The organism is Lichenifustis flavocetrariae (genome assembly GCF_026130545.1).
GTDB classification, from domain to species: domain Bacteria; phylum Pseudomonadota; class Alphaproteobacteria; order Rhizobiales; family Beijerinckiaceae; genus Lichenihabitans; species Lichenihabitans flavocetrariae.
In genome coordinates, this window is sequence record NZ_JAMOIM010000012.1 from 54947 (window position 1) to 73532 (window position 18586).

Sequence of the window (18586 nt, forward strand, 5' to 3'; positions counted from 1 at the left end):
CCCGCTCTCCCGCTGTCGCAGCCGAGCTTCTACAGTTCCTTGGCCAGTTCGGGAAGGATCTGAAACAAGTCCCCGACAAGGCCGTAATCGGCGATCTGAAAGATCGGGGCCTCTTCGTCCTTGTTAATGGCGACGATGACCTTGGAATCCTTCATGCCGGCCAGATGCTGGATCGCACCCGAAATGCCGACCGCGATGTAGAGATCCGGCGCCACCACTTTTCCGGTCTGTCCGACCTGCCAATCATTCGGCGCATAGCCGGCATCGACCGCCGCCCGCGACGCGCCCATGGCGGCGCCGAGCTTATCGGCGATCGGCTCGAGATAGATGGTGAAATTCTCGCGGTTCTGCATCGCTCGGCCGCCCGACACGATGATCTTCGCCGAAGTCAGTTCCGGACGCTCGGAGGTCGCCAAGGCTTCCCCCTTGAAGGTCGAAACGCCGGGATCCGTTACGGCCGCGATCGTCTCGACCGGTGCGTCGGCCCCACCCTGGCCCGTGGCCGGAAAGCCTGCCGTCCGCACGGTGATGACCTTGTGGGCGTCCTGGGTTTGCACCGTCTGGATCGCATTGCCGGCATAGATCGGCCGCTCGAACGTGTCGGACGAAACCACCTTGGTGATTTCCGACACCTGCATCACATCGAGCAGGGCCGCGACGCGCGGCATGATGTTCTTGGCGCTGACCGTGGCGGGCGCCATGATGGTGGGGTGGTGATCGGCGAGCGACACGAGGAGAGCCGCGACGGGTTCGGCGAGTTCATGCTCGAACCCGGCCTCGGCAACGTGAACCTTCTCGATACCCTCGAATTTAGCCAGGGCCGCACCGGCCGCGGCGGCGCCCTTGCCGATGACGAGGCCATGCACCGGCGCCCCGATGGCGCGAGCCGCGGTCAGCGCCCGTGCCGTGACGTCGTTGAGATGGCCGTCCTTCTGCTCGGCGAGGAGAAGTGTGGTCATGGGAGAACCCCCGCTTCGGTTTTCAGCTTGCTGACCAGTTCGCGCACGGAAGCGACCTTGATGCCGCCCTTGCGACCCACCGGTTCGACCGTCTTCAAGACCTTGAGCCGAGGTGTCGTGTCGACGCCGTAATCCGCCGGCGATTGTTCGGCGATCGGCTTCTTCTTGGCCTTCATGATGTTGGGAAGGCTCGCGTAGCGCGGCTCGTTCAGACGCAGATCCGTCGTCACGATCGCCGGGAGTTTCAACTCGACCGTCTGCGAGCCGCCGTCGACTTCGCGTGTCACTTCGGCCTTTTCACCGTCGATCACGAGTTTCGACGCGAAGGTCCCCTGGCCCCAACCCAGCAACGCCGCCAGCATCTGTCCGGTCTGGTTGCAATCATCGTCGATGGCTTGCTTGCCCAGGATGATGACACCCGGTCCTTCCGCGTTCGCCACGCCCTTCAGGATCTTGGCGACAGCCAGGGGCTCGACGGGTCCATCCGTCTTCACGTGAATGCCGCGGTCGGCCCCCATGGCGAGACCCGTGCGGATCGTCTCGACAGCCTGGGCCGGACCGATCGAGACGACGATCACCTCCGTCGCCTTGCCGGCTTCCTTCTGACGCAACGCCTCCTCGACGGCGATTTCGTCGAAGGGGTTCATCGACATTTTAACGTTGGTGAGATCAACGCCGGATCCGTCAGGCTTGACCCGTATCTTGACGTTGTAATCGACGACCCGTTTGACAGGGACAAGGATCTTCATCGAATTGTGGGCTTTCGGCGGGGCGCTGTGGCGCTTAGACGTGATCGGCACTGGTAAAGCCGGCCCTGCCGCAAGTCAACGCAGGCGGTTCGTTGCAGGCCGGAGTCAGTGTGGCGAGACCGCGTCGGCAATGCGCCAAACGTGAAGAGCGATGCCCGTGATCCCGCCCATCAGGACGGCGTCGCCGAGCAGGGCTTCGACGGCGGCGGCCAAGCGGCCCGCGCCGCTGCTCGCGGCAACTCCAACATCCGCATGGGCGAAGGCCGCTATCGCATAGGCGAGGCAGCTCAGCGCATCCGCAACCGGTTTACCATCCGCGACCTGATGCAGGCCCGCGCTGCGAAATATCGCCGCAAACAGGATCAGAACGTCCATGGCGGAGACTGCGAGGCACCATATGTTCAGGAAGGTGCGGAGCGGGAATCCGCGGGTCTCGGACGCGAAGCGCGCCCGGAGAAACAACCCCTGATCGGTCAGCACCAGGACGGCCAAAACACAGGCAAAAGCGGCCTGGTTCTGAGCGAGGCACCAGATCAGCCCAATAATGCCCACGCTCTGCGTCAAGAAGGTGCGCGTATAGGTCTTGAGGATCAGGGAAAGGTCGTCGACCACAGTCCCAGATCCTCCGGTGTCTGAATCCGCAAGTCGGCGGTCACATCGCAGGTTGGCGTGCGCCCGTCACTTCTTCCGCATGCCGGCGTCGTAGACGATGCCGCAGTTGACGCTCAGATCCGCGCGATGCTGTCCCATGCAGGCCGCGATCTTTTCTTCATCCGGAACGAAATCCTTGCAGAACTTCATCGCATCGGCTTGGCAGGCCCGTTCTTGGCGATCGCGAATGCTTTCGGCGGAGGCGGCGCTTGAGACGCACGCGAGTACCGCTACGGCCAGAACGGTTTGGGAAAGGCGCATGACAACGATCCTGATTTGCAGACAGTTTAGAGCGTGATCGACACGGTCTAACAATTGTAAAATGAACACACGATGGCCAAATCGCGGCCTGTCGCCGCGCCTTCAGAAGTTCGGCAACCTCGTTCTCGGGGCCACACGCTTGTAAACCCTCACCATCAAGGCGGTACCGAAGAGCGGCGTCAAAAGGTTGAGAAGCGGGACGGACACGAAGACCGCGATCAGGAAGCCGGCGAACAGGACGGAACCGCTGTGTCGCCGGCGCAGGGCGGCCGCCTCGGCGGCACTATGGAACCGGAGGGCCGCGAATTCGAAATATTGTCGTCCGAACAAATAGGTATTGGCGCCCAGGAAGGCGATCGCATTGACGCCCGGCACGAGAAGCAGCCCGAGAGCCACGAGAGTGATGGCCAGGGAAAGGAGCCCGAACCGAAGCCCGAGCCACACGGACAGGGCAATCGAAATCGGCCGTCCCGGCGTGCCGAACGGATCGACGTCGCGCTCGATGTGAGCGGCCAGATCATCGACGAAGAAACCCGCGACCAGGGCCGACATGGGCGCGACCAGGAACACCGATCCCACCACGAGCCCCAGTCCCGCCAGCAGGGAGGCCGTCGTCTGCAACCAGGAGTAGGGGAGTGTGACCAGGCTCAGAAGCGCATGGTGCAGGCCGAGGATTGCCAGAGCCAGCAACGCGACGGTGAACCCCAGGACCTTCCAGAACACGGCACGAAATGGAGGCGAAAAGATCTCTGACAGGGCAGCCAGTGCGTCGGCGATCATCTCGTCTCCTGCTAGGTTCCACGACGGCCTCGTCGCCGAACTGCACCAAGGAGATAGTCGCGGCATCGCCCACCGCAAAGGTGGCTGTCTTTTGAAAGCGTAAACTGTCAAATGTTAAGCCGGCGCGGGAACTCCGGTCGTTTGAAGCCGTTGGCCGTCCATGGGACACTTGGTTGACTTAACAGCTCGCCACAAACTGGTCGCAATCGTCGAGGACGAGGCGATCGTCCGCGATGTCGCGGCGATGGAGCTCGAAGACTGCGGGTTCGACGTTGTCGATTTTCGGTGCGCCGACGATGCCCTGCCGTATCTCAGGCAACATGGGGGCAACATCTCGGTTCTGGTCACCGATGTTCAGATGCCCGGCGCCATGAACGGGCTCGATCTTGTGACGCTCATCAGCCGGATGTGGCCTGAGCTGAGGATGCTCGTGACCTCTGGTGGGCCGCTCGTCGATCCGGGCAAACTTCCGCCCCGGGTCCGCTTTATCGCCAAGCCCTGGCGAGCGGCCGACATGGCGGCCCGCGTGCAGGAACTCTCGCGCGCCGGATGAAGACAACCCTGTTGCTCAGGAGACAGGCATTCGATGCCTGCGTCCTTTCACCATCGATCAGCCCGCTTGTCTGCAGCGCAATATCAAGTGGTTCGATATCGAACCGCGATCGTTAGCCGACCTTGCGGAACCCGGTGTCCTGACCGGCATCGGCCGCGACGGGGGTGTTCAAGCCGGTCCACACGGCGCGGGCGGCTTGCACCTCGCCTTCCTTGGATTTCACGACCTGGGATCGCAGGGCGTTCCAGTGCTGGCTGACGAGCGTGCTGATGGCCGCGCTCAAGGTTTCATAACCCTCGTGGTCGCGTCCTTCGGTCCATGTCACCACGACTTCGCCCGGTTCGGTGATGTCCGCCGGGAAAGCCTTGAGTCCTTCAAGCTCGTCGAGCTTGTCGGCCAGAGCGCGAAGAGCCTTGGCTTCGTTCATGATGTCTCCTTGTGCCCGACGTGCCGTTAGCATCCGGGTAACGACGCCGCAGGATTGCGACCACCTCCACGACTCTGCGCAGGAATAGTTAATCAGTGGTAAATCGGCAACCTCATCGTCGCCACGCCCTCACGCGGCAGGCGCGAGGGCCGTTTCCACGAGCCTCACCCAATAGGAGATCCCGAAGGGAAGCACCGAATCATTGAAGTCGTAGGCGGGGTGGTGCAACCCTGCCGTATCGCCATTGCCGACGAACAGAAAGGCGCCGGGTCGCTTCTCGAGCATGTAGGAGAAGTCCTCGGCCCCCATCATGGGCTCGATGTTGGCATTGACCTGCGCCGCGCCCACGACATCCGCCGCGACAGTGGCGCAGAAGGCGGCGCGGTCCGGATCGTTCCGGGTGACCGGGTAGCCTCGGTTCAGCGTCAGCTTGGCCGAGACGCCTGTCGCGGTCGCGACCCCGGCCACGATCTCCCGCATTCGCGTCTCGAGGAATGTCCGGGTTTCCGGCCGCAGGGTCCGCATGGTGCCGGCGAGGCGCGCCGTCTCCGGGATCGCGTTCTGGGCCGAACCGGCATTGAACTGGGTCACGGACAACACGCAGGCGTCGAGCGGATCGATGTTGCGCGCGACGATCCCCTGCAGCGCACAAATCATCTGGGCTCCCGCAAAGACGGGGTCGGCGCAGAGGTGCGGCATGGCGGCATGGCCGCCCCGGCCGGTCACCATGATTTCGAACCTGTCGGCCGCCGCCATGATGGGTCCCGGACGGATCGCGAAAGATCCGACCGGCAGACCCGGCACATTGTGCATGCCGAAAATCTCGTCGATCCCGAAGCGCTCCATAAGACCGTCTTCGATCATCACGCGGCCTCCGGCGCCTCCCTCTTCGGCGGGCTGAAACACGACCACGGCGGTCCCGGCGAAATTGCGCGTCACGCAGAGGTGACGGGCGGCCCCAAGCAGCATCGCCGTATGCCCGTCGTGCCCGCAGGCATGCATCCGGCCCGGCGTCCGCGACGCATAGGGCAGGGGCGTCGCCTCGGTGATCGGCAGCGCATCCATGTCGGCCCTGAGCCCGATCGTCCGGGGTCCGGTGATGCGGCCGTGGATCACGCCCACGACACCGCTCCGGCCCACCCCGGTCGTCACGTCGTCGCATCCGAAGCCGCGCAACCGCTCAGCCACGATCCCCGCGGTGCGCCCGACATCGAACATGAGCTCCGGGTTGGCGTGCAAATCCCGTCGCCAGGACTGCACCTCCGCGAGCGCCTCGTCTGTGCTGTCGATCAGAGCCATGCCTCATCCCCTCCGCCGGGGACACCATGCCCCAAATCGCCCGACCTTTCACGTCGCTCTGACAAGTGTTAACGCTGACGCCTTGTTCTCAGGGGTCCAGCGCCGCATCGATGGTTGTTTCTCTCTCCCCGGCCAAGGGCCGCGACGATCGCGCGTGGCCGATGGTGGGACGCATGCTCTCGGAGCACGCACGGACGCACGTGTGGGCCTATCTGGGAGCCCTTGTGCTGATGGCGCTCAGCGGCGGCGCCACCGCCCTTTCGGTGGCCCTGCTGCAGCCGATCGTCAACCGCATGATGGACTTCGGCGGCACCGGCGCCTTCAAGCAGCTGCGGTTCCTGGCCTTCGCGGTGGCGGCGCTTTACATGCTGCGGGGCCTCGCGACCTGCGGGCAGCTCATCATCATGTCGCGGACCGGCAACCGCATCATCGCGACCATGCAGGCCCGTCTCTTTAACCATGTTCTGGGGCAGCCCGTCGGTTTCTTTTCGGACCGACATTCGAGCGAGCTGATGGCGCGCCTGGCGCTGGCCGCGAACGGCGTCCGCGACGTGCTGCAACTGCTCATCACCTCGGCGGGGCGGGACGTCGTCACGGCGCTCGGCCTCCTGGCCGTGATGATCCACACCGATGCCCTCATGGCCCTGATGGTCATCACCTGCATGCCCATCGGCGCCCTGCTGCTCGGACGCGTCATCCGCCGCATCCGCAAGGCCGCCCGCCGGTCCTTCGACGGGTCGACCAAGATCATGCAGATCATGCAGGAAACCGTGCATGGCATCCGCATCATCAAATCGTTCAACCTGCAGGACACCATGCGGGCCCGCATGGCGGGATCGGTCCGCGAGGTCGAGAAGTCCGCCAACCGCATGGCGGTCGGCGTCGCCATGTCGAGCCCCGTTTCCGAGACGCTCGGTGGGCTCGTCGTGGCCTTGATCATCCTCTATGGCGGCTGGCGCGTCTCCGTCGCCCATGCCGATCCGGGCTCGTTCTTCGCTTTCATCGTGGCACTGATCTCGGCCTATGAACCCGTCAAGCGCCTGGGCAAGCTGAACCTCGACCTGCAGAACGGCCTCGTCAGCGCCCGCATGATCTACGATTTGCTCGATGAGCCGCTGCCCGTGACGGAAAACGCGGGCGGCCCGAAGCTGGTCCCGACGGTCGGCCGGATCACCCTGCAAGGCGTCTCCTTCGGCTATCGGCCGGAGACACCGGTGCTCGACGGCCTTGATCTTGTGGCCGAGCCCGACCAGACGACAGCCCTGGTGGGGCCGTCCGGGGGCGGAAAATCGACGATCATCAGCCTGATCCAGCGTTTCTACGACCCGCAGGGCGGGTCGATCAGCATCGACGGCACCGACATCGCCGGCGTCGATGTCGCGTCGCTGCGCAACGTGATCGCCTTCGTGTCGCAGGACGTGTTCCTGTTCCAGGGCACCATCCGCGAGAACATCGCGCTCGGGCGCGTCGGGGCGAGCGACGAGGCCATTGTGGCGGCAGCCCGACAGGCCCATGCCCATGATTTCATCATGGCGCTGCCGTCCGGCTACGATACCGCCGTCGGCGAACATGGGTCCAAGCTGTCGGGCGGGCAGCGGCAGCGGCTGGCGATCGCCCGCGCCTTCCTGAAGGAGGCTTCGATCATCCTTCTCGACGAACCGACCGCGGCCCTCGACGCGGAATCGGAGCGCGAGGTCCAGAAAGCGCTGGAAGCCTTGCGGGTCGGGCGCACCACGATCGTCGTGGCCCACCGCCTGCAGACCATCATGGATGCCGACCGGATCTGCGTCATCGAGAACGGCCGCGCCGCCGAGAGCGGGACCCACGAGGAATTGCTGCGCGCTCGCGGCTCGTATCACACGTTCTTCTCGACCCAGTTCGGGGAACGCAAGCGGCGGATCGCGTGAGCGACGAACCGCGCAAGCGACGCCGAGGCTGAGGGAAACTGCCGGCCGAACCGGTTTTGCGCTTGCATCACGCGGGCTTGGCGCAAATCATGCACCCCGAGGCGGATCCGTTCTCCAAGCCGGGCTGCAGGTCCGTCCGGCACGACCTCACGTCAGGGATGAAACCAGAATGATGATAGCACGCGCACTTGCGTCAGCCTTGCTGTCGGCGACGCTGATTGCCGGAGCCGCCGTTTCGGCTGAAGCCAAGGATTGGAAATCCGTTACGGTCGTGACCGAAGGCGCCTACGAGCCCTGGAACCTGACCAATTCCGACGGCACCGTCGGGGGTTTCGAGCCGGAGCTGCTCAAGGATCTCTGCGGGCGCATGAAGATCGAGTGCAAGGTCGTGACGTCGGATTTCGACAGCGCGATCCCGTCGCTCGTGGCCGGCAAGTACGACGTCATCATGGACGCCCTCTCGATCACCGACGACCGAAAGAAGGTGATCGCCTTCACGGACCCCTATGCCGCGACCCCGGCCGTTTTCGTCGCCGACAAGACGGGGCCGCTCGCCAAGGCACCCGGCACGGACACGACGATCAAGCTCGATACCGATGCCCGCACCCCCACCATGGACGACCTGCGCAAAGCCTTTAAAGGCAAGACGATCGGCATCCAGTCCGCAACCGTCTACTCGACCTTCGTGACGAACAATTTCAAGGATGTGGCGACGATCCGCGAATACAAGACCTCGCCCGAGCACGACCTCGACCTCGCGGCCGGCCGCATCGATCTCGCCTTCGACGACGCGACCTATTTCACGGCCGCCTTCGCCAAGGCCGAGAACAAGGACCTTGGCTACACGGGACCGCAGATCGGCGGCCTCGTATGGGGGCCAGGCGAGGCCTTCGGCATCCGGCAGGGAGATGCGGATCTCGTGGCCATGTTCAACAAGGCCATTGCCGAAGCGAAGCAAGATGGGACCATCCAGAAGCTCAGCATGAAGTGGTTCAAACTCAACGTCGTGCCTTGAGCCGTTAACTCTCCGACCCGCCTCCAGCTCCGAGCCTCTGCATGACTTGGCTTACCCTGTTCGGCTTCGGCGAAAAAGGCTGGGGCGGGTTGCTGGTGATTGGACTTCTGGTCACGGTCGCGGTGACTGGGTGCGCGCTGCTGATCGGCGCCGTCTTCGGGGCGCTGGCCGCATGGGCCAAGCTGTCCCCCAAAATATGGGCGCGGGTCGCTGGCGACCTCTACACGACCGTCTTCCGCGGCGTGCCCGAGCTTCTGATCATTTTCCTGTTCTATTTCGGAGGCTCGTCCGCGCTCTCCTCTCTCGGGCATCTGTTCGGCCGGGAAGGCTTCATCGGCGTTCCCACCTTTCTGGCCGGGGCCCTGGCGGTGGGCGTCATCTCCGGTGCTTACCAAGCAGAGGTCTTCCGCGCCGCCTTCCGGGCGGTGAACCGAGGCGAGATCGAAGCCGCCCGAGCGGTCGGCATGCCGCTTCTGCTACGGTTCCGCCGTATCATCGTCCCCCAGGTGCTGCGCTTTGCGATCCCGGGTCTCGGCAACGTCTGGCAATTGTCTCTCAAGGACTCGGCCCTCGTCTCGGTCACGGGGCTCGCTGAGCTCATGCGCACCGCCCAGATGGGCGCCGGATCCACCCGTGAGTATTTCGGCTTCTACATCGCGGCCGCGGCCCTCTATCTCGTGCTGACCGCCCTCTCGAACCGCGTCGTGGATCTCGCCGAGGCGCGGGTCGGCCGCAGTTTCCGTCGCAGGCTGGCGTGACCGGCATGCTCGATCTCCCGTTCCTCCTCGACGTGATGGGCCGCCTGCTCGCGGTCCTGCCGATGACGCTGGCGCTTTTCATCCTGTCCATCTCGCTCGGGGCCGTCCTGGCCCTGACCCTGACCTGGATGCGGGTCAGCGGGATCGGCATCCTCGATCGGGTGGCGCGCGCCTATGTGTTCGTCTTCCGCGGCTCGCCGCTGCTCGTGCAGATGTTTCTGATCTACTACGGCCTGGGGCAATTTCCCGCCGTTCGGCACAGTGTCGCCTGGCCGGTCTTGCGGGAGCCCTTCGCCTGCGCGGTGATTTCACTCGGCCTCTGCACCGCGGCCTATTCGGCGGAGATCTTCCGCGGAGCGTTGCTGGCGGTCGGGGACCGCGAGGTCGAGGCCGCACGGGCCTGCGGGATGTCGGGCTTTCTGCTGTTCCGACGCATCATTTTCCCGATCGCACTGCGAGCGGCTCTCCCGGCCTATTCGACCGAAATGATCCTGATGGTGAAGTCGACCTCGCTGGCCTCGATCCTCACCGTCTCGGAGATGACCGGCGTCGCGCAGAAATTGATCGCCCAGACCTACCGCACGATGGAGATCTTTCTCTGTGCGGCATTGATCTATCTGGCGATCAATTTCGTGGTGGCCCGCCTCGTCGGCCTGCTGGAATATCGGCTGAGCCGCCACTCCCGGCGCGCGCCCGTACTGGCGCAGGTTCTGCACGAATAGCGCGTCAGTTCAGGCGGCCGAGCGTGTAGCTCCCGTCGCGATGCTGTTCGAGCGTCTTCAACCAACGCACCTTTCCGTTACGGCACTTCTTTGGCACCCAGGCGAAGCGGTGTTGCCCGAAGTCTTCCCAGACGGCCATTCCTTCTGAATCGCGGCGGCGGGTCGAGGCTGGAATTCCAATGGATTTGCGATCGCCCAGGCCGACCCAAATAACATCCGACATGTCTGTCTCCCTTGGATGCCGAAGGAATAGACGACAGGAATGGAAGTATCGGAATCCGAGGCGTTAAAATCCTAGTCGAACTTTATTGACCGCCCATCCTCGAAAAAAGTGCTGCCCGGCTAGGGCCTCGGGCCGCCAAAGCATTGGAAACGTTGTCGTCCAAGCAAAGCTGGCGACAAGCGGCCGGGTGCGGCTCCCGGAATGGGTTTAGCAGTTGTTAACCAAGATTGACGAAAACCCAATCATGAGCGCATCGACGAACCGAGGCCGCTTCCACCGAGGGCGAACATGGCAATTCGGGGACACGTGCCGGCGGCATCGCAAGGGCGTGCCGTCTGGACCGGGGTCACGGGCATTCTGAAAAAGGTATTGGCTCTTGGTCTCGCATTCGCTGTCTCAGGCTGCCTGAGCAACAATGCCCCTCTGTCGTCGGCCTCGCCCTTCGGCAACCTCGGTGACCCGCTTGCGCCCACGCGTGACCTGCGGCCGAGAGAATTCGTCGCGACCACCAGCACTAGCACCAGCGCGCCGTCGCCTTCGAGGTCGCGCGGCATCGCATCCGTAGGTGACGATCTGTTCGTTTCCGACCCGCTGCCGGACGGGCGCCTTTACCAGAGCGACGGCAAAAACGACGTGACGCTCAATCTGGTCGACGTCGATATTGTTGCGGCGGCGAAGACCATCGTGACCGATATCCTGGGCCAGAACCTCGTCGTCGACGACAAGGTGGCCGGGACCGTGACATTGCAGACCATCCGGCCGATCAGCCGCGCCGCCCTGATCGACCTGTTCGAGACGGTGCTGGCCGCCAAGGGCTACACGCTGGTGCGGACCAGGGACACGTACCGGGTCGCCGACGTCGGCAGCGGGGGCAGGGCGGGCGGCAACGGGAGTGGATTGCCGATCGGCGTCGGCGGCAGCGGGCTCGGTCCGGGGCTCAGCGCTCAAGTCATTCCGCTGCGCTATATCTCGGCCGAGGATATGCGCAATCTCCTGACCTCGGTGGCCCCCAAGGAAGCGGTTGTCGCGGCCGATAGCGCGCGGAACTTCCTCATCGTGTCCGGCACACGGGCGCAGATCACGGCCATCCTCGAAACCGTCGGCCTCTTCGACGTCGACTGGATGCGCGGCATGTCGGCCGCCATTTTCCCGCTGAAGTCGAACAATCCGACCGCCACGGCGGAAGAGCTGGAGCAATTGTTCGGCAGCGCAGGGGGGCCTCTGCGCGGAACCATCAAAATCCTGCCCAACACGCATCTCAACGCCGTGCTGGTGATCACCTCGCGCGCCGAGTACCTGCGGCGCGCCCGTGAGCTCATCGCCCGGCTTGAGGACATGGCCCTGCGCAGCGAGAGCCAGTTCTTCGTCTACAAGGTGGAAAACAGGTCCGCCAAGGAACTGGCCGAGGTCGTCAAAGGGATGCTGTCGCAGGGTGGCGGATCGAGCTCGGGCTCCGGTGGGCTCTCGCCGAAACTGACGGCGGCGACGACGTCCTCCTCGGGCTTCGGCAAGCCAGCCGACGGGGCGGCCGGAGAGGCGGGAGACGCCAAGTCGAGCGGCTTCCCGTCGCCCGATGGCAGCACGGGCGGGCCTGGCGGCGATGGGCTCGCGCAAGGCTCCGACAAGAGCGGAGCGGGCGCCTTCGGGGCTCTTGCGAGCAGCAAGGCGGGGGCTGCAGCGGACCTCGGATCTTCCCCGTCGAGTGGCGGCGGAAGCGGGCAGGGCGGCAATGCGCCGACCATCGTGGCCGACGAGCAGAACAATTCGATCATCATCACGGGCACGCGCATCCAGTACGAGCGGGTGCTGCAAATCCTCACGAAGCTCGATTCGCCGCCGATCCAGGTCCTTCTCGAAGCCGTGATCGCCGAGGTCACGCTCAATGACGAGTTGAAGTTCGGCGTGCGCTGGTTCCTCAACCAGAAACATTACAAATTCTCCGAGGCCGATGACGCGACATCGAGCAATGCTGCGACGCTCCTCTCGGGCCTCAATTTCTCCACCACGGTTGGCCAGATCGACGCGCTGTTGAACATGTTGTCGTCGGTGACCGAGGTAAAGGTCGTGTCGACCCCCTCCCTGACCGTCCTCGACAACCATGCGGCCCATCTGCAGATCGGCGACGAGGTGCCGATCGTCAAATCCTCCTCCACCAACACGGCCTCGAACACCGCCGCGACCGTGACGGATGTCGAATACAAGAACACCGGCGTCATCCTGTCCGTGACGCCGCGGGTGAACCAGAACGGCCTCGTCCTCCTCGACGTGGAACAGGAGGTCAGCGATGTCACGAACACCACGTCGTCGGGCATCAATTCGCCCACCATCCAGCAGCGGAAAGTGTCGACGACCGTGATCGTCAAGGATGGCCAGACCCTGGCGCTCGGCGGTCTCGTACAGGACAAGAAGTCGAACGACCGGACACGCTTTCCAGTCCTGGGCGACATGCCCGTCATTGGTCCCTTCATGGGGAGCACCACAAATTCGAAGACCCGGACCGAGTTGATGGTCTTCGTGCGACCGCAGGTCATCCGCAACACGGTGGAAGCCAGGCAGGTCACCGACGAATTCCGGTCGCAACTGGGACGCCTGTTCAAGGTCGACCACACCAGCCGATGGCGCCAGAAGTTCGACGAAGACGTGGATCGCCTTGCGCAGTGAGTGCCGAGACGCGGGCGACGATCCGGACCCTCGGACGCGTGGGTCCATCCTGCTGCCCGTCATCGTGGTGCTGCTGTTGATCGCCAGTGCCGCGACCGCCATGACCATGCAGACCAAGGTCAGCCTCCGCGAGGCTGGAACACGGCGTGATCGGCTGGTGCTCGGTCTCCTGGCCGACGCGGCCGCGCGCTCGGCCGCACTCGCCCTCGCGCAGGCTGCCGCGACCCAGGCGGCCGCCCCGTTCGCGATCGACGGCACGCCGCAATCCTGCGCTCTCGCAGACGGGCGTCGGCTGGTCATCGAGATCCAGGACGAGGGCGGTCTCGTGGACCTCAACAAGGGAACGCCTGATCTCCTGGCGCGCATCTTTAAAAGCGCCGGCGTTTCGGCCTGGGACGCAAACGCGATGGTGGCGGCCATCAAGGCGCGCCGTCAGCCGGAGGGCGGTCCAGTGGAGAAGCCAGGCGCCGTGACCCGCCGCGCGCCGCCGGTCGCATCGCGCCAGACACAAGGGTTCGAAAGCGCGGACGAGATCGATGCACTTCCGGGCATGACTGCGGCGCTCTTCGATCAGTTGCACCCTATGTTTTCGGTGGCAAACGGGGCAGCCGGTCTCGATCCCGAGGTCGCGGGCCGAGCCATCCGATCGATCATCCCGACCAAGGAGATGACGGCTCCGGACTTCGAATCGTTGAAGACCCCGTCATCACACACGGCCTTCACGATCACCGCGACAGTAACGTCGCCCCTGGGGATGCGTTTTCGGCGGCGGGAGGCGTTGCGACTCGATCCAAGCGCGGGCCCGGTGGGCCGCGTGACGGCCTGGGATGAAGTGCCGGCCCTCGGAGATTTGGACGCCGGTGTGTCGGGCGCCTTCTGCGGCCGTGTCGCGGCCGCGTTGAGCACACCAAGCTAACGGCCGCCAAACGGTCAGATTGCGATCAAAAGGGCGCGGTCAGGCGCCCTGAGCGGCCGCCGGCAGAGCCTTCGGCGGGGGTGGCAGCGACTCGATCCGGGCAAGGCCGGATTTCACCGCGGCTTGCACCTTCTCGAACGCCCTGACTTCGATCTGCCGCACCCGCTCTCGCGAAATGTCGAACTCCTCCGACAATTGCTCCAGCGTGATCGGGTCGTCCACCAGACGGCGCGCCTCGAAGATGCGCCGCTCGCGCGGGTTCAACACCGACAGCGCGCCTTTGAGCGCATTGAGACGATTGCTGCTCTCTTCCTGGTCGGCCAGCACGGCTTCCTGGCTGCTGGATTCATCCATCAGCCAATCCTGCCACTCTCCCTCGCCATCTTCGCGCATCGGGGAGTTGAGGGACGAGTCACCGCCCAGGCGGCGATTCATCTCGATCACGTCCTGCTCGGGAACACCGAGGCGGGTCGCGATGGTCGCGACCTGATCAGGACGCAGGTCGCCCTCGTCGAGAGCCGATATCTGGCTTTTGGCCTTCCGCAGGTTGAAGAACAGCTTCTTCTGGCTCGCAGTGGTCCCCATCTTCACGAGTGACCATGAGCGCAGAATATATTCCTGGATCGATGCGCGGATCCACCAGATCGCATAGGTCGCCAGCCGGAAACCTTTATCCGGCTCAAAGCGTTTGACGGCCTGCATCAAGCCGACATTTCCCTCTGACACGACCTCACCAATGGGGAGACCATAGCCGCGATAGCCCATGGCGATCTTTGCCACGAGGCGCAAATGCGACTGCACCAATTCCTGGGCCGCACCTCGGTCCCCATGTTCCCGCCAACGCTTGGCGAGCATGAATTCCTGCTGGGGCTCCAGCATTGGGAAACGCCGGATCTCCGTGAGATAGCGGGAAAGGCCGCCATCGCTAGAGATCATCGGAACTGCGTGAGCCATTATTCACTCCTTCGGCGGTCCCCGAGTGGCGGCGGACCGGGACGAGCGGCAAAACCGCTCGTCAACACCTGGAGATGGGGTTTCCACAGGCCTTTTGAATGGGGCTCCACATTACAGTTTCGAAAGACGAATCATCTTCGATGTCGAAGCCCCGATATTTGCGTCAGCCGATGTTGGCTTACGCCGCCAAGACGGGATTGCTAATGTTGAAGTCGCTCCAATTCGTCCTTGAGCTGCAGCTTCTTCCGCTTCAGTTCCACGACTTTCAACGTGTCCTGAGCGGCATGTGACTTCTCCGCTTCGATCTGCTTTTCCAGCGACTTATGACGGCGAGCCAGCTCGTTGACGTGACCTTGTAGCGACATTCTCAGCTCCTGGTTATAGGTGACTTTGACGCGACACGACGGGATGATGACACGGAGGTGACGCCGAGCAAGGTCATTTTCTCGGCATGGTCATCACAAAGCTGAGAGTCCGGCCACGCTCCAGGCGTCCGTTAACCAGCCCGCTGGCGCCATGGCTCCGGCCCTATCGGTGGCAAGGATAGAGGCCCGTCATGCCGGCACCGGGCACGATCGGGCCGTCTCGGCGAGATCTCCCGACCTGGGTGCGCGGGAGACCTCTCAAGCCTGTCTTGTGGAGCTTGCGATTGACGCTCGGCGTGCTTCTGGTACCGCATTGTTCCCAAAGAACCGCAGGGCTGCCCGGATCCGGTCGCATTCACGTGATTGGAGCCGTGCCCTTGCGGAGACCCGGCCTCTCCGGCCGTTTGTGTGTGAAAAGCGCCTCGGCGCTGTTCGTGAGGATGTCCTTCGTCTTTGACTCAGCCATGTTTCGTATCGGCGCTTTTGTGATGATGAGTCCTTGATCAGAGCTTTCACCCTCTGTCTCGCCTACGTTCTGTTGATGGTGTCGGCGGCCGGACACCAGGCCTGGGCGGTCGAGTCGGTCCGGGTTCCGCTCGATGCGCCGGTCATCGATCTGTCCCATGCGGTGCAGCACTACAATGGGCAGGGGGACCGCATCCAGGTGTCGACGGCCCCAGGACCGGACGGGATCGTCCGGCGGATCGAAGTCGATGCGAAACATTCCGGCACGCAGCCGAGCTGGATCGTCTTCGCGCTCACCAACGACACCGACGAGCAGCTCGAACGCTTGATCGTGGCGCCGCATTTCCGGCTCGCCGGGTCAGGCTTGATCTGGCCCGATCTCGGGTCTGTCCGGATCTCAGCCATCACGGCAAGTCAGGGGTTCCAGCCCGAGCTCGAAGATGCGACCGACGCCGATGTGTTTCGCCTGACGCTCGATCCCGGTGCGACCGTCACCTATGTGGCCGAGCTCCGGACCGCCAACCTGCCGCAGATCACGCTGTGGCAGGCGGATGCCTACAAGGACAAGATCACGAGCCTTTCTCTCTACAAGGGCATCGTGCTCGGCATCGCGGGCCTGCTGGCCCTGTTCCTCTCCATCGTCTTCGTGGTCCGGGGCGCGATCATCTTCCCGGCGGCGGCCGCGCTCGCCTGGGCGGTGCTGGCCTATGTGTCGATCGATTTCGGTTTTCTGAACCGGCTTTTCACCTTCGGGGCGGATGCGGAGCGCCTGTCGCGCTCGGTGGCCGAGGCCGTACTGGCCGCAACCTTGCTGGTCTTCCTGTTCGCCTATCTCAATCTCAGCCGCTGGCACGTCCGCTATTCGCATATCGCGGCCTTCTGGCTGGTGTTCCTGGCCGCGCTCGTCGGCTTCGCTCTCTACGATTCGGCGGTTGCGGCCGGGGTCGCGCGCATCATGCTCGCCACGGTGGCGGCGGTGGGTTTCATTCTCGTCATCTACCTGTCGACACACCGCTACGACAGGGCCGTCATGCTGATCCCAACCTGGCTGCTGCTGCTGGCCTGGGTGACAGCGGCGGGCTTCACCATCACGGGCACACTGAACAGCGATCTCGTTTCGCCGGCCCTGATGGGCGGCCTTGTGCTGATCGTCATGCTGATCGGCTTCACGATCATGCAGACGGCTTTCGCGGGCGCCGGCCTGGCGCACGGGCACGTGTCCGACTCGGAACGCAAGGCCTTGGCCCTGACGGGCTCGGGCGACATCATCTTCGACTGGGATGTCGGGGCCGATCGGGTCTATGTCAGCCCCGAGGTCGAGCAGCAGCTCGGTCTGAAGCGGGGCGAACTCGAAGGGCCTGCATCGAGTTGGCTCGACCTCCTGCATACCTATGACCGCGAACGTTACCGAGCTTGCCTCGACACCGTGCTCGACCAGCGCTGCGGCCGAATCGTCCAGGACTTCCGCCTGCGCGCCTCCGACGGGCACTATTACTCGTTCGCCCTGAAGGCGCGTCCGGTTGTCGATGCCGAAGGCGAAGTCGTGCGGGTCGTGGGCACGCTTGCGGATGTGACGGAAGCCAAGACCGCCGAGGAGCGGCTGCTGCATGATGCCGTCCATGACAACCTGACCGGCCTACCCAACCGCGAATTGTTCTTCGACCGTCTCGACGCGGCGATCGCCATGTGCACGAGCCACAACGCGCCGCGCCCGACGATCGTGACGATCGACCTCGACCGCTTCCGCCAGATCAACGACCAGGTCGGGCCCTCGGTCGGCGATTCCATCCTTCTCACTGTGGCGCGCCGGCTGGGTCGCCTGCTGCGCCCCCTCGATTCCATGGCGCGGATCGGCAGCGATCAATTCGCGCTCATTCTGCTCTCCGAGCAGCGTTTCGAACAGACCGTGGCCCTGGCCGATTCGATGCGCCGGACCCTGAACACGCCGATCGCCACGGGCGATCAGGAAGTCGCCCTGACGGCCTCCGTGGGCGTGGCGTTTCACGACGCCAAATTGCACCTGAAGAGCGACGTGCTGATCAAGGATGCCGAGATCGCGCTGGCGCAAGCCAAGCGCGGGGGCGGCAACCGGGTCGAGGTCTTCAGGGCTGCCATGCGAGGCCAGCCCGCCGAGACCGCTTCGCTCGAAACGGATCTACGCCGCGCCATCGAACGAGGGGAAATGCGCCTCGTGTATCAGCCTATCGTGCGGCTGGAGGATCGCACCATCGCGGGCTTCGAGGCTTTGCTGCGCTGGAACCACCCGCGTCTCGGTGTCTTGAGCCCCGCGACCTTCATTCCGGTTGCCGAGCAAAGTGGCTTCATCGTCGAACTCGGTCTGTTCGTGATGGACAGGGCGGCGCGCGAACTCGCGGCCTGGCAGCAGGCGCTCGACGTGTCGCCGCCGATCTTCGTCAGCGTCAACGTCTCGTCCCGGCAACTGCTGCGGCATGACCTGCTTGGCGACGTCAAGACCGTGCTCAACCGCTCGGGCGTTCTGCGCGGCTCGCTGAAGCTGGAGCTGACCGAAAGCCTGGTGATGGAGAATCCGGAATTCGCGGCCCAGATGCTCAGCCGGATCCGCGACCTCGGGGCCGGCCTGTCGCTCGACGATTTCGGCACGGGCTATTCGTCGCTCTCGTATCTCCAGCGTTTCCCCTTCAACACGATCAAGATCGACCAGTCCTTCGTGCGCCAGAGCGGCAAGGGCACGCGCCCGGTCATCCTGCGCTCGATCGTCAATCTTGCGCATGATCTCGGCATGGAAGTCGTGGCCGAAGGGGCGGAAACGGAAAGCGACCTGATCGAACTCAGCCAGTTGGGCTGCGAATTCGCGCAAGGCTTCGTGTTCGGGCAGCCGATCAGTGCCGGCGAAGCCCGCAAGCTGGTGGGTGCGCCGTTGGATGCGGCCGCATAGTCTG

18 protein-coding genes are annotated in these 18586 nt (G+C 64.1%); 8 read left to right on the top strand and 10 right to left on the bottom strand.

The window, feature by feature from the left end:
- Positions 1-29: 29 nt before the first annotated feature.
- The 5 genes from M8523_RS18005 to M8523_RS18025 form a co-directional block, all read right to left on the bottom strand.
- The gene (locus M8523_RS18005) at positions 30-959 is read right to left on the bottom strand and encodes an electron transfer flavoprotein subunit alpha/FixB family protein (RefSeq protein ID WP_282586280.1); all 930 of its coding nucleotides are present in this window, start codon (positions 957-959) and stop codon (positions 30-32) included.
- Entirely contained in the window at positions 956-1708 is a 753-nt protein-coding gene (locus M8523_RS18010) for an electron transfer flavoprotein subunit beta/FixA family protein (RefSeq protein WP_282586281.1), read from the bottom strand. Before M8523_RS18010 ends, M8523_RS18005 begins: the two co-directional genes overlap by 4 nt.
- 105 nt (positions 1709-1813) lie before the next feature.
- The gene (locus M8523_RS18015) at positions 1814-2320 is read right to left on the bottom strand and encodes a hypothetical protein (RefSeq protein ID WP_282586282.1); all 507 of its coding nucleotides are present in this window, start codon (positions 2318-2320) and stop codon (positions 1814-1816) included.
- A gap of 66 nt (positions 2321-2386) precedes the next feature.
- Positions 2387-2620: a hypothetical protein gene (locus M8523_RS18020; RefSeq protein WP_282586283.1), complete on the bottom strand. Its 234-nt coding sequence runs from the start codon at positions 2618-2620 to the stop codon at positions 2387-2389.
- A gap of 102 nt (positions 2621-2722) precedes the next feature.
- Complete coding sequence (locus tag M8523_RS18025; protein ID WP_282586284.1) at positions 2723-3400, bottom strand: sulfate transporter family protein; 678 nt, start codon at positions 3398-3400, stop codon at positions 2723-2725.
- Between the two features lie 169 nt (positions 3401-3569).
- Between M8523_RS18025 and M8523_RS18030 the strand changes: the two genes are divergently transcribed.
- Positions 3570-3953: a response regulator gene (locus M8523_RS18030; RefSeq protein ID WP_282586285.1), complete on the top strand. Its 384-nt coding sequence runs from the start codon at positions 3570-3572 to the stop codon at positions 3951-3953.
- 112 nt (positions 3954-4065) lie between these two features.
- Here the strand turns inward: M8523_RS18030 and M8523_RS18035 are convergent, their stop codons facing one another.
- Both M8523_RS18035 and M8523_RS18040 read right to left on the bottom strand, forming a co-directional pair.
- The gene (locus tag M8523_RS18035; protein WP_282586286.1) at positions 4066-4380 is read right to left on the bottom strand and encodes a hypothetical protein; all 315 of its coding nucleotides are present in this window, start codon (positions 4378-4380) and stop codon (positions 4066-4068) included.
- A 129-nt stretch (positions 4381-4509) separates the two neighbouring features.
- Complete coding sequence (locus tag M8523_RS18040) at positions 4510-5679, bottom strand: M20 aminoacylase family protein (protein ID WP_282586287.1); 1170 nt, start codon at positions 5677-5679, stop codon at positions 4510-4512.
- A gap of 110 nt (positions 5680-5789) precedes the next feature.
- On the opposite strand from M8523_RS18040, the gene M8523_RS18045 reads away from it, so the two are divergent.
- From M8523_RS18045 to M8523_RS18060, 4 genes are all read left to right on the top strand, one after another.
- On the top strand, positions 5790-7586 hold the full coding sequence (locus tag M8523_RS18045; RefSeq protein WP_282586288.1) for an ABC transporter ATP-binding protein: 1797 nt from the start codon (positions 5790-5792) through the stop codon (positions 7584-7586).
- Between the two features lie 169 nt (positions 7587-7755).
- Positions 7756-8601 (top strand): transporter substrate-binding domain-containing protein, encoded by an 846-nt coding sequence (locus tag M8523_RS18050; protein ID WP_282586289.1) that lies wholly within the window; start codon positions 7756-7758, stop codon positions 8599-8601.
- 41 nt (positions 8602-8642) lie between these two features.
- Positions 8643-9359 (top strand): ABC transporter permease, encoded by a 717-nt coding sequence (locus tag M8523_RS18055; RefSeq protein WP_282586290.1) that lies wholly within the window; start codon positions 8643-8645, stop codon positions 9357-9359.
- Between the two features lie 5 nt (positions 9360-9364).
- Positions 9365-10081 carry an ABC transporter permease gene (locus M8523_RS18060; protein WP_282586291.1) on the top strand — a complete coding sequence of 239 codons (717 nt, stop codon included), beginning with the start codon at positions 9365-9367 and terminating at the stop codon, positions 10079-10081.
- 4 nt (positions 10082-10085) lie between these two features.
- On the opposite strand, the gene M8523_RS18065 is transcribed toward M8523_RS18060, so the two are convergent.
- Positions 10086-10304: a hypothetical protein gene (locus tag M8523_RS18065; protein WP_282586292.1), complete on the bottom strand. Its 219-nt coding sequence runs from the start codon at positions 10302-10304 to the stop codon at positions 10086-10088.
- Between the two features lie 288 nt (positions 10305-10592).
- Here M8523_RS18065 and gspD point away from each other — a divergent pair, with 288 nt between their 5' ends.
- Both gspD and M8523_RS18075 read left to right on the top strand, forming a co-directional pair.
- The gene (gspD, locus tag M8523_RS18070) at positions 10593-12965 is read left to right on the top strand and encodes a type II secretion system secretin GspD (protein WP_282586293.1); all 2373 of its coding nucleotides are present in this window, start codon (positions 10593-10595) and stop codon (positions 12963-12965) included.
- Positions 12955-13881 carry a type II secretion system protein GspK gene (locus M8523_RS18075; protein WP_282586294.1) on the top strand — a complete coding sequence of 309 codons (927 nt, stop codon included), beginning with the start codon at positions 12955-12957 and terminating at the stop codon, positions 13879-13881. Before gspD ends, M8523_RS18075 begins: the two co-directional genes overlap by 11 nt.
- Before the next feature lie 39 nt (positions 13882-13920).
- On the opposite strand, the gene rpoH is transcribed toward M8523_RS18075, so the two are convergent.
- Positions 13921-14835, bottom strand: coding sequence for an RNA polymerase sigma factor RpoH (rpoH, locus tag M8523_RS18080; RefSeq protein WP_282586295.1), 915 nt, complete (start codon positions 14833-14835; stop codon positions 13921-13923).
- A gap of 200 nt (positions 14836-15035) precedes the next feature.
- Entirely contained in the window at positions 15036-15200 is a 165-nt protein-coding gene (locus M8523_RS18085) for a YdcH family protein (protein WP_282586296.1), read from the bottom strand.
- 541 nt (positions 15201-15741) lie between these two features.
- Between M8523_RS18085 and M8523_RS18090 the strand changes: the two genes are divergently transcribed.
- Positions 15742-18582 (top strand): EAL domain-containing protein, encoded by a 2841-nt coding sequence (locus tag M8523_RS18090; protein WP_282586392.1) that lies wholly within the window; start codon positions 15742-15744, stop codon positions 18580-18582.
- Positions 18583-18586: the final 4 nt, after the last annotated feature.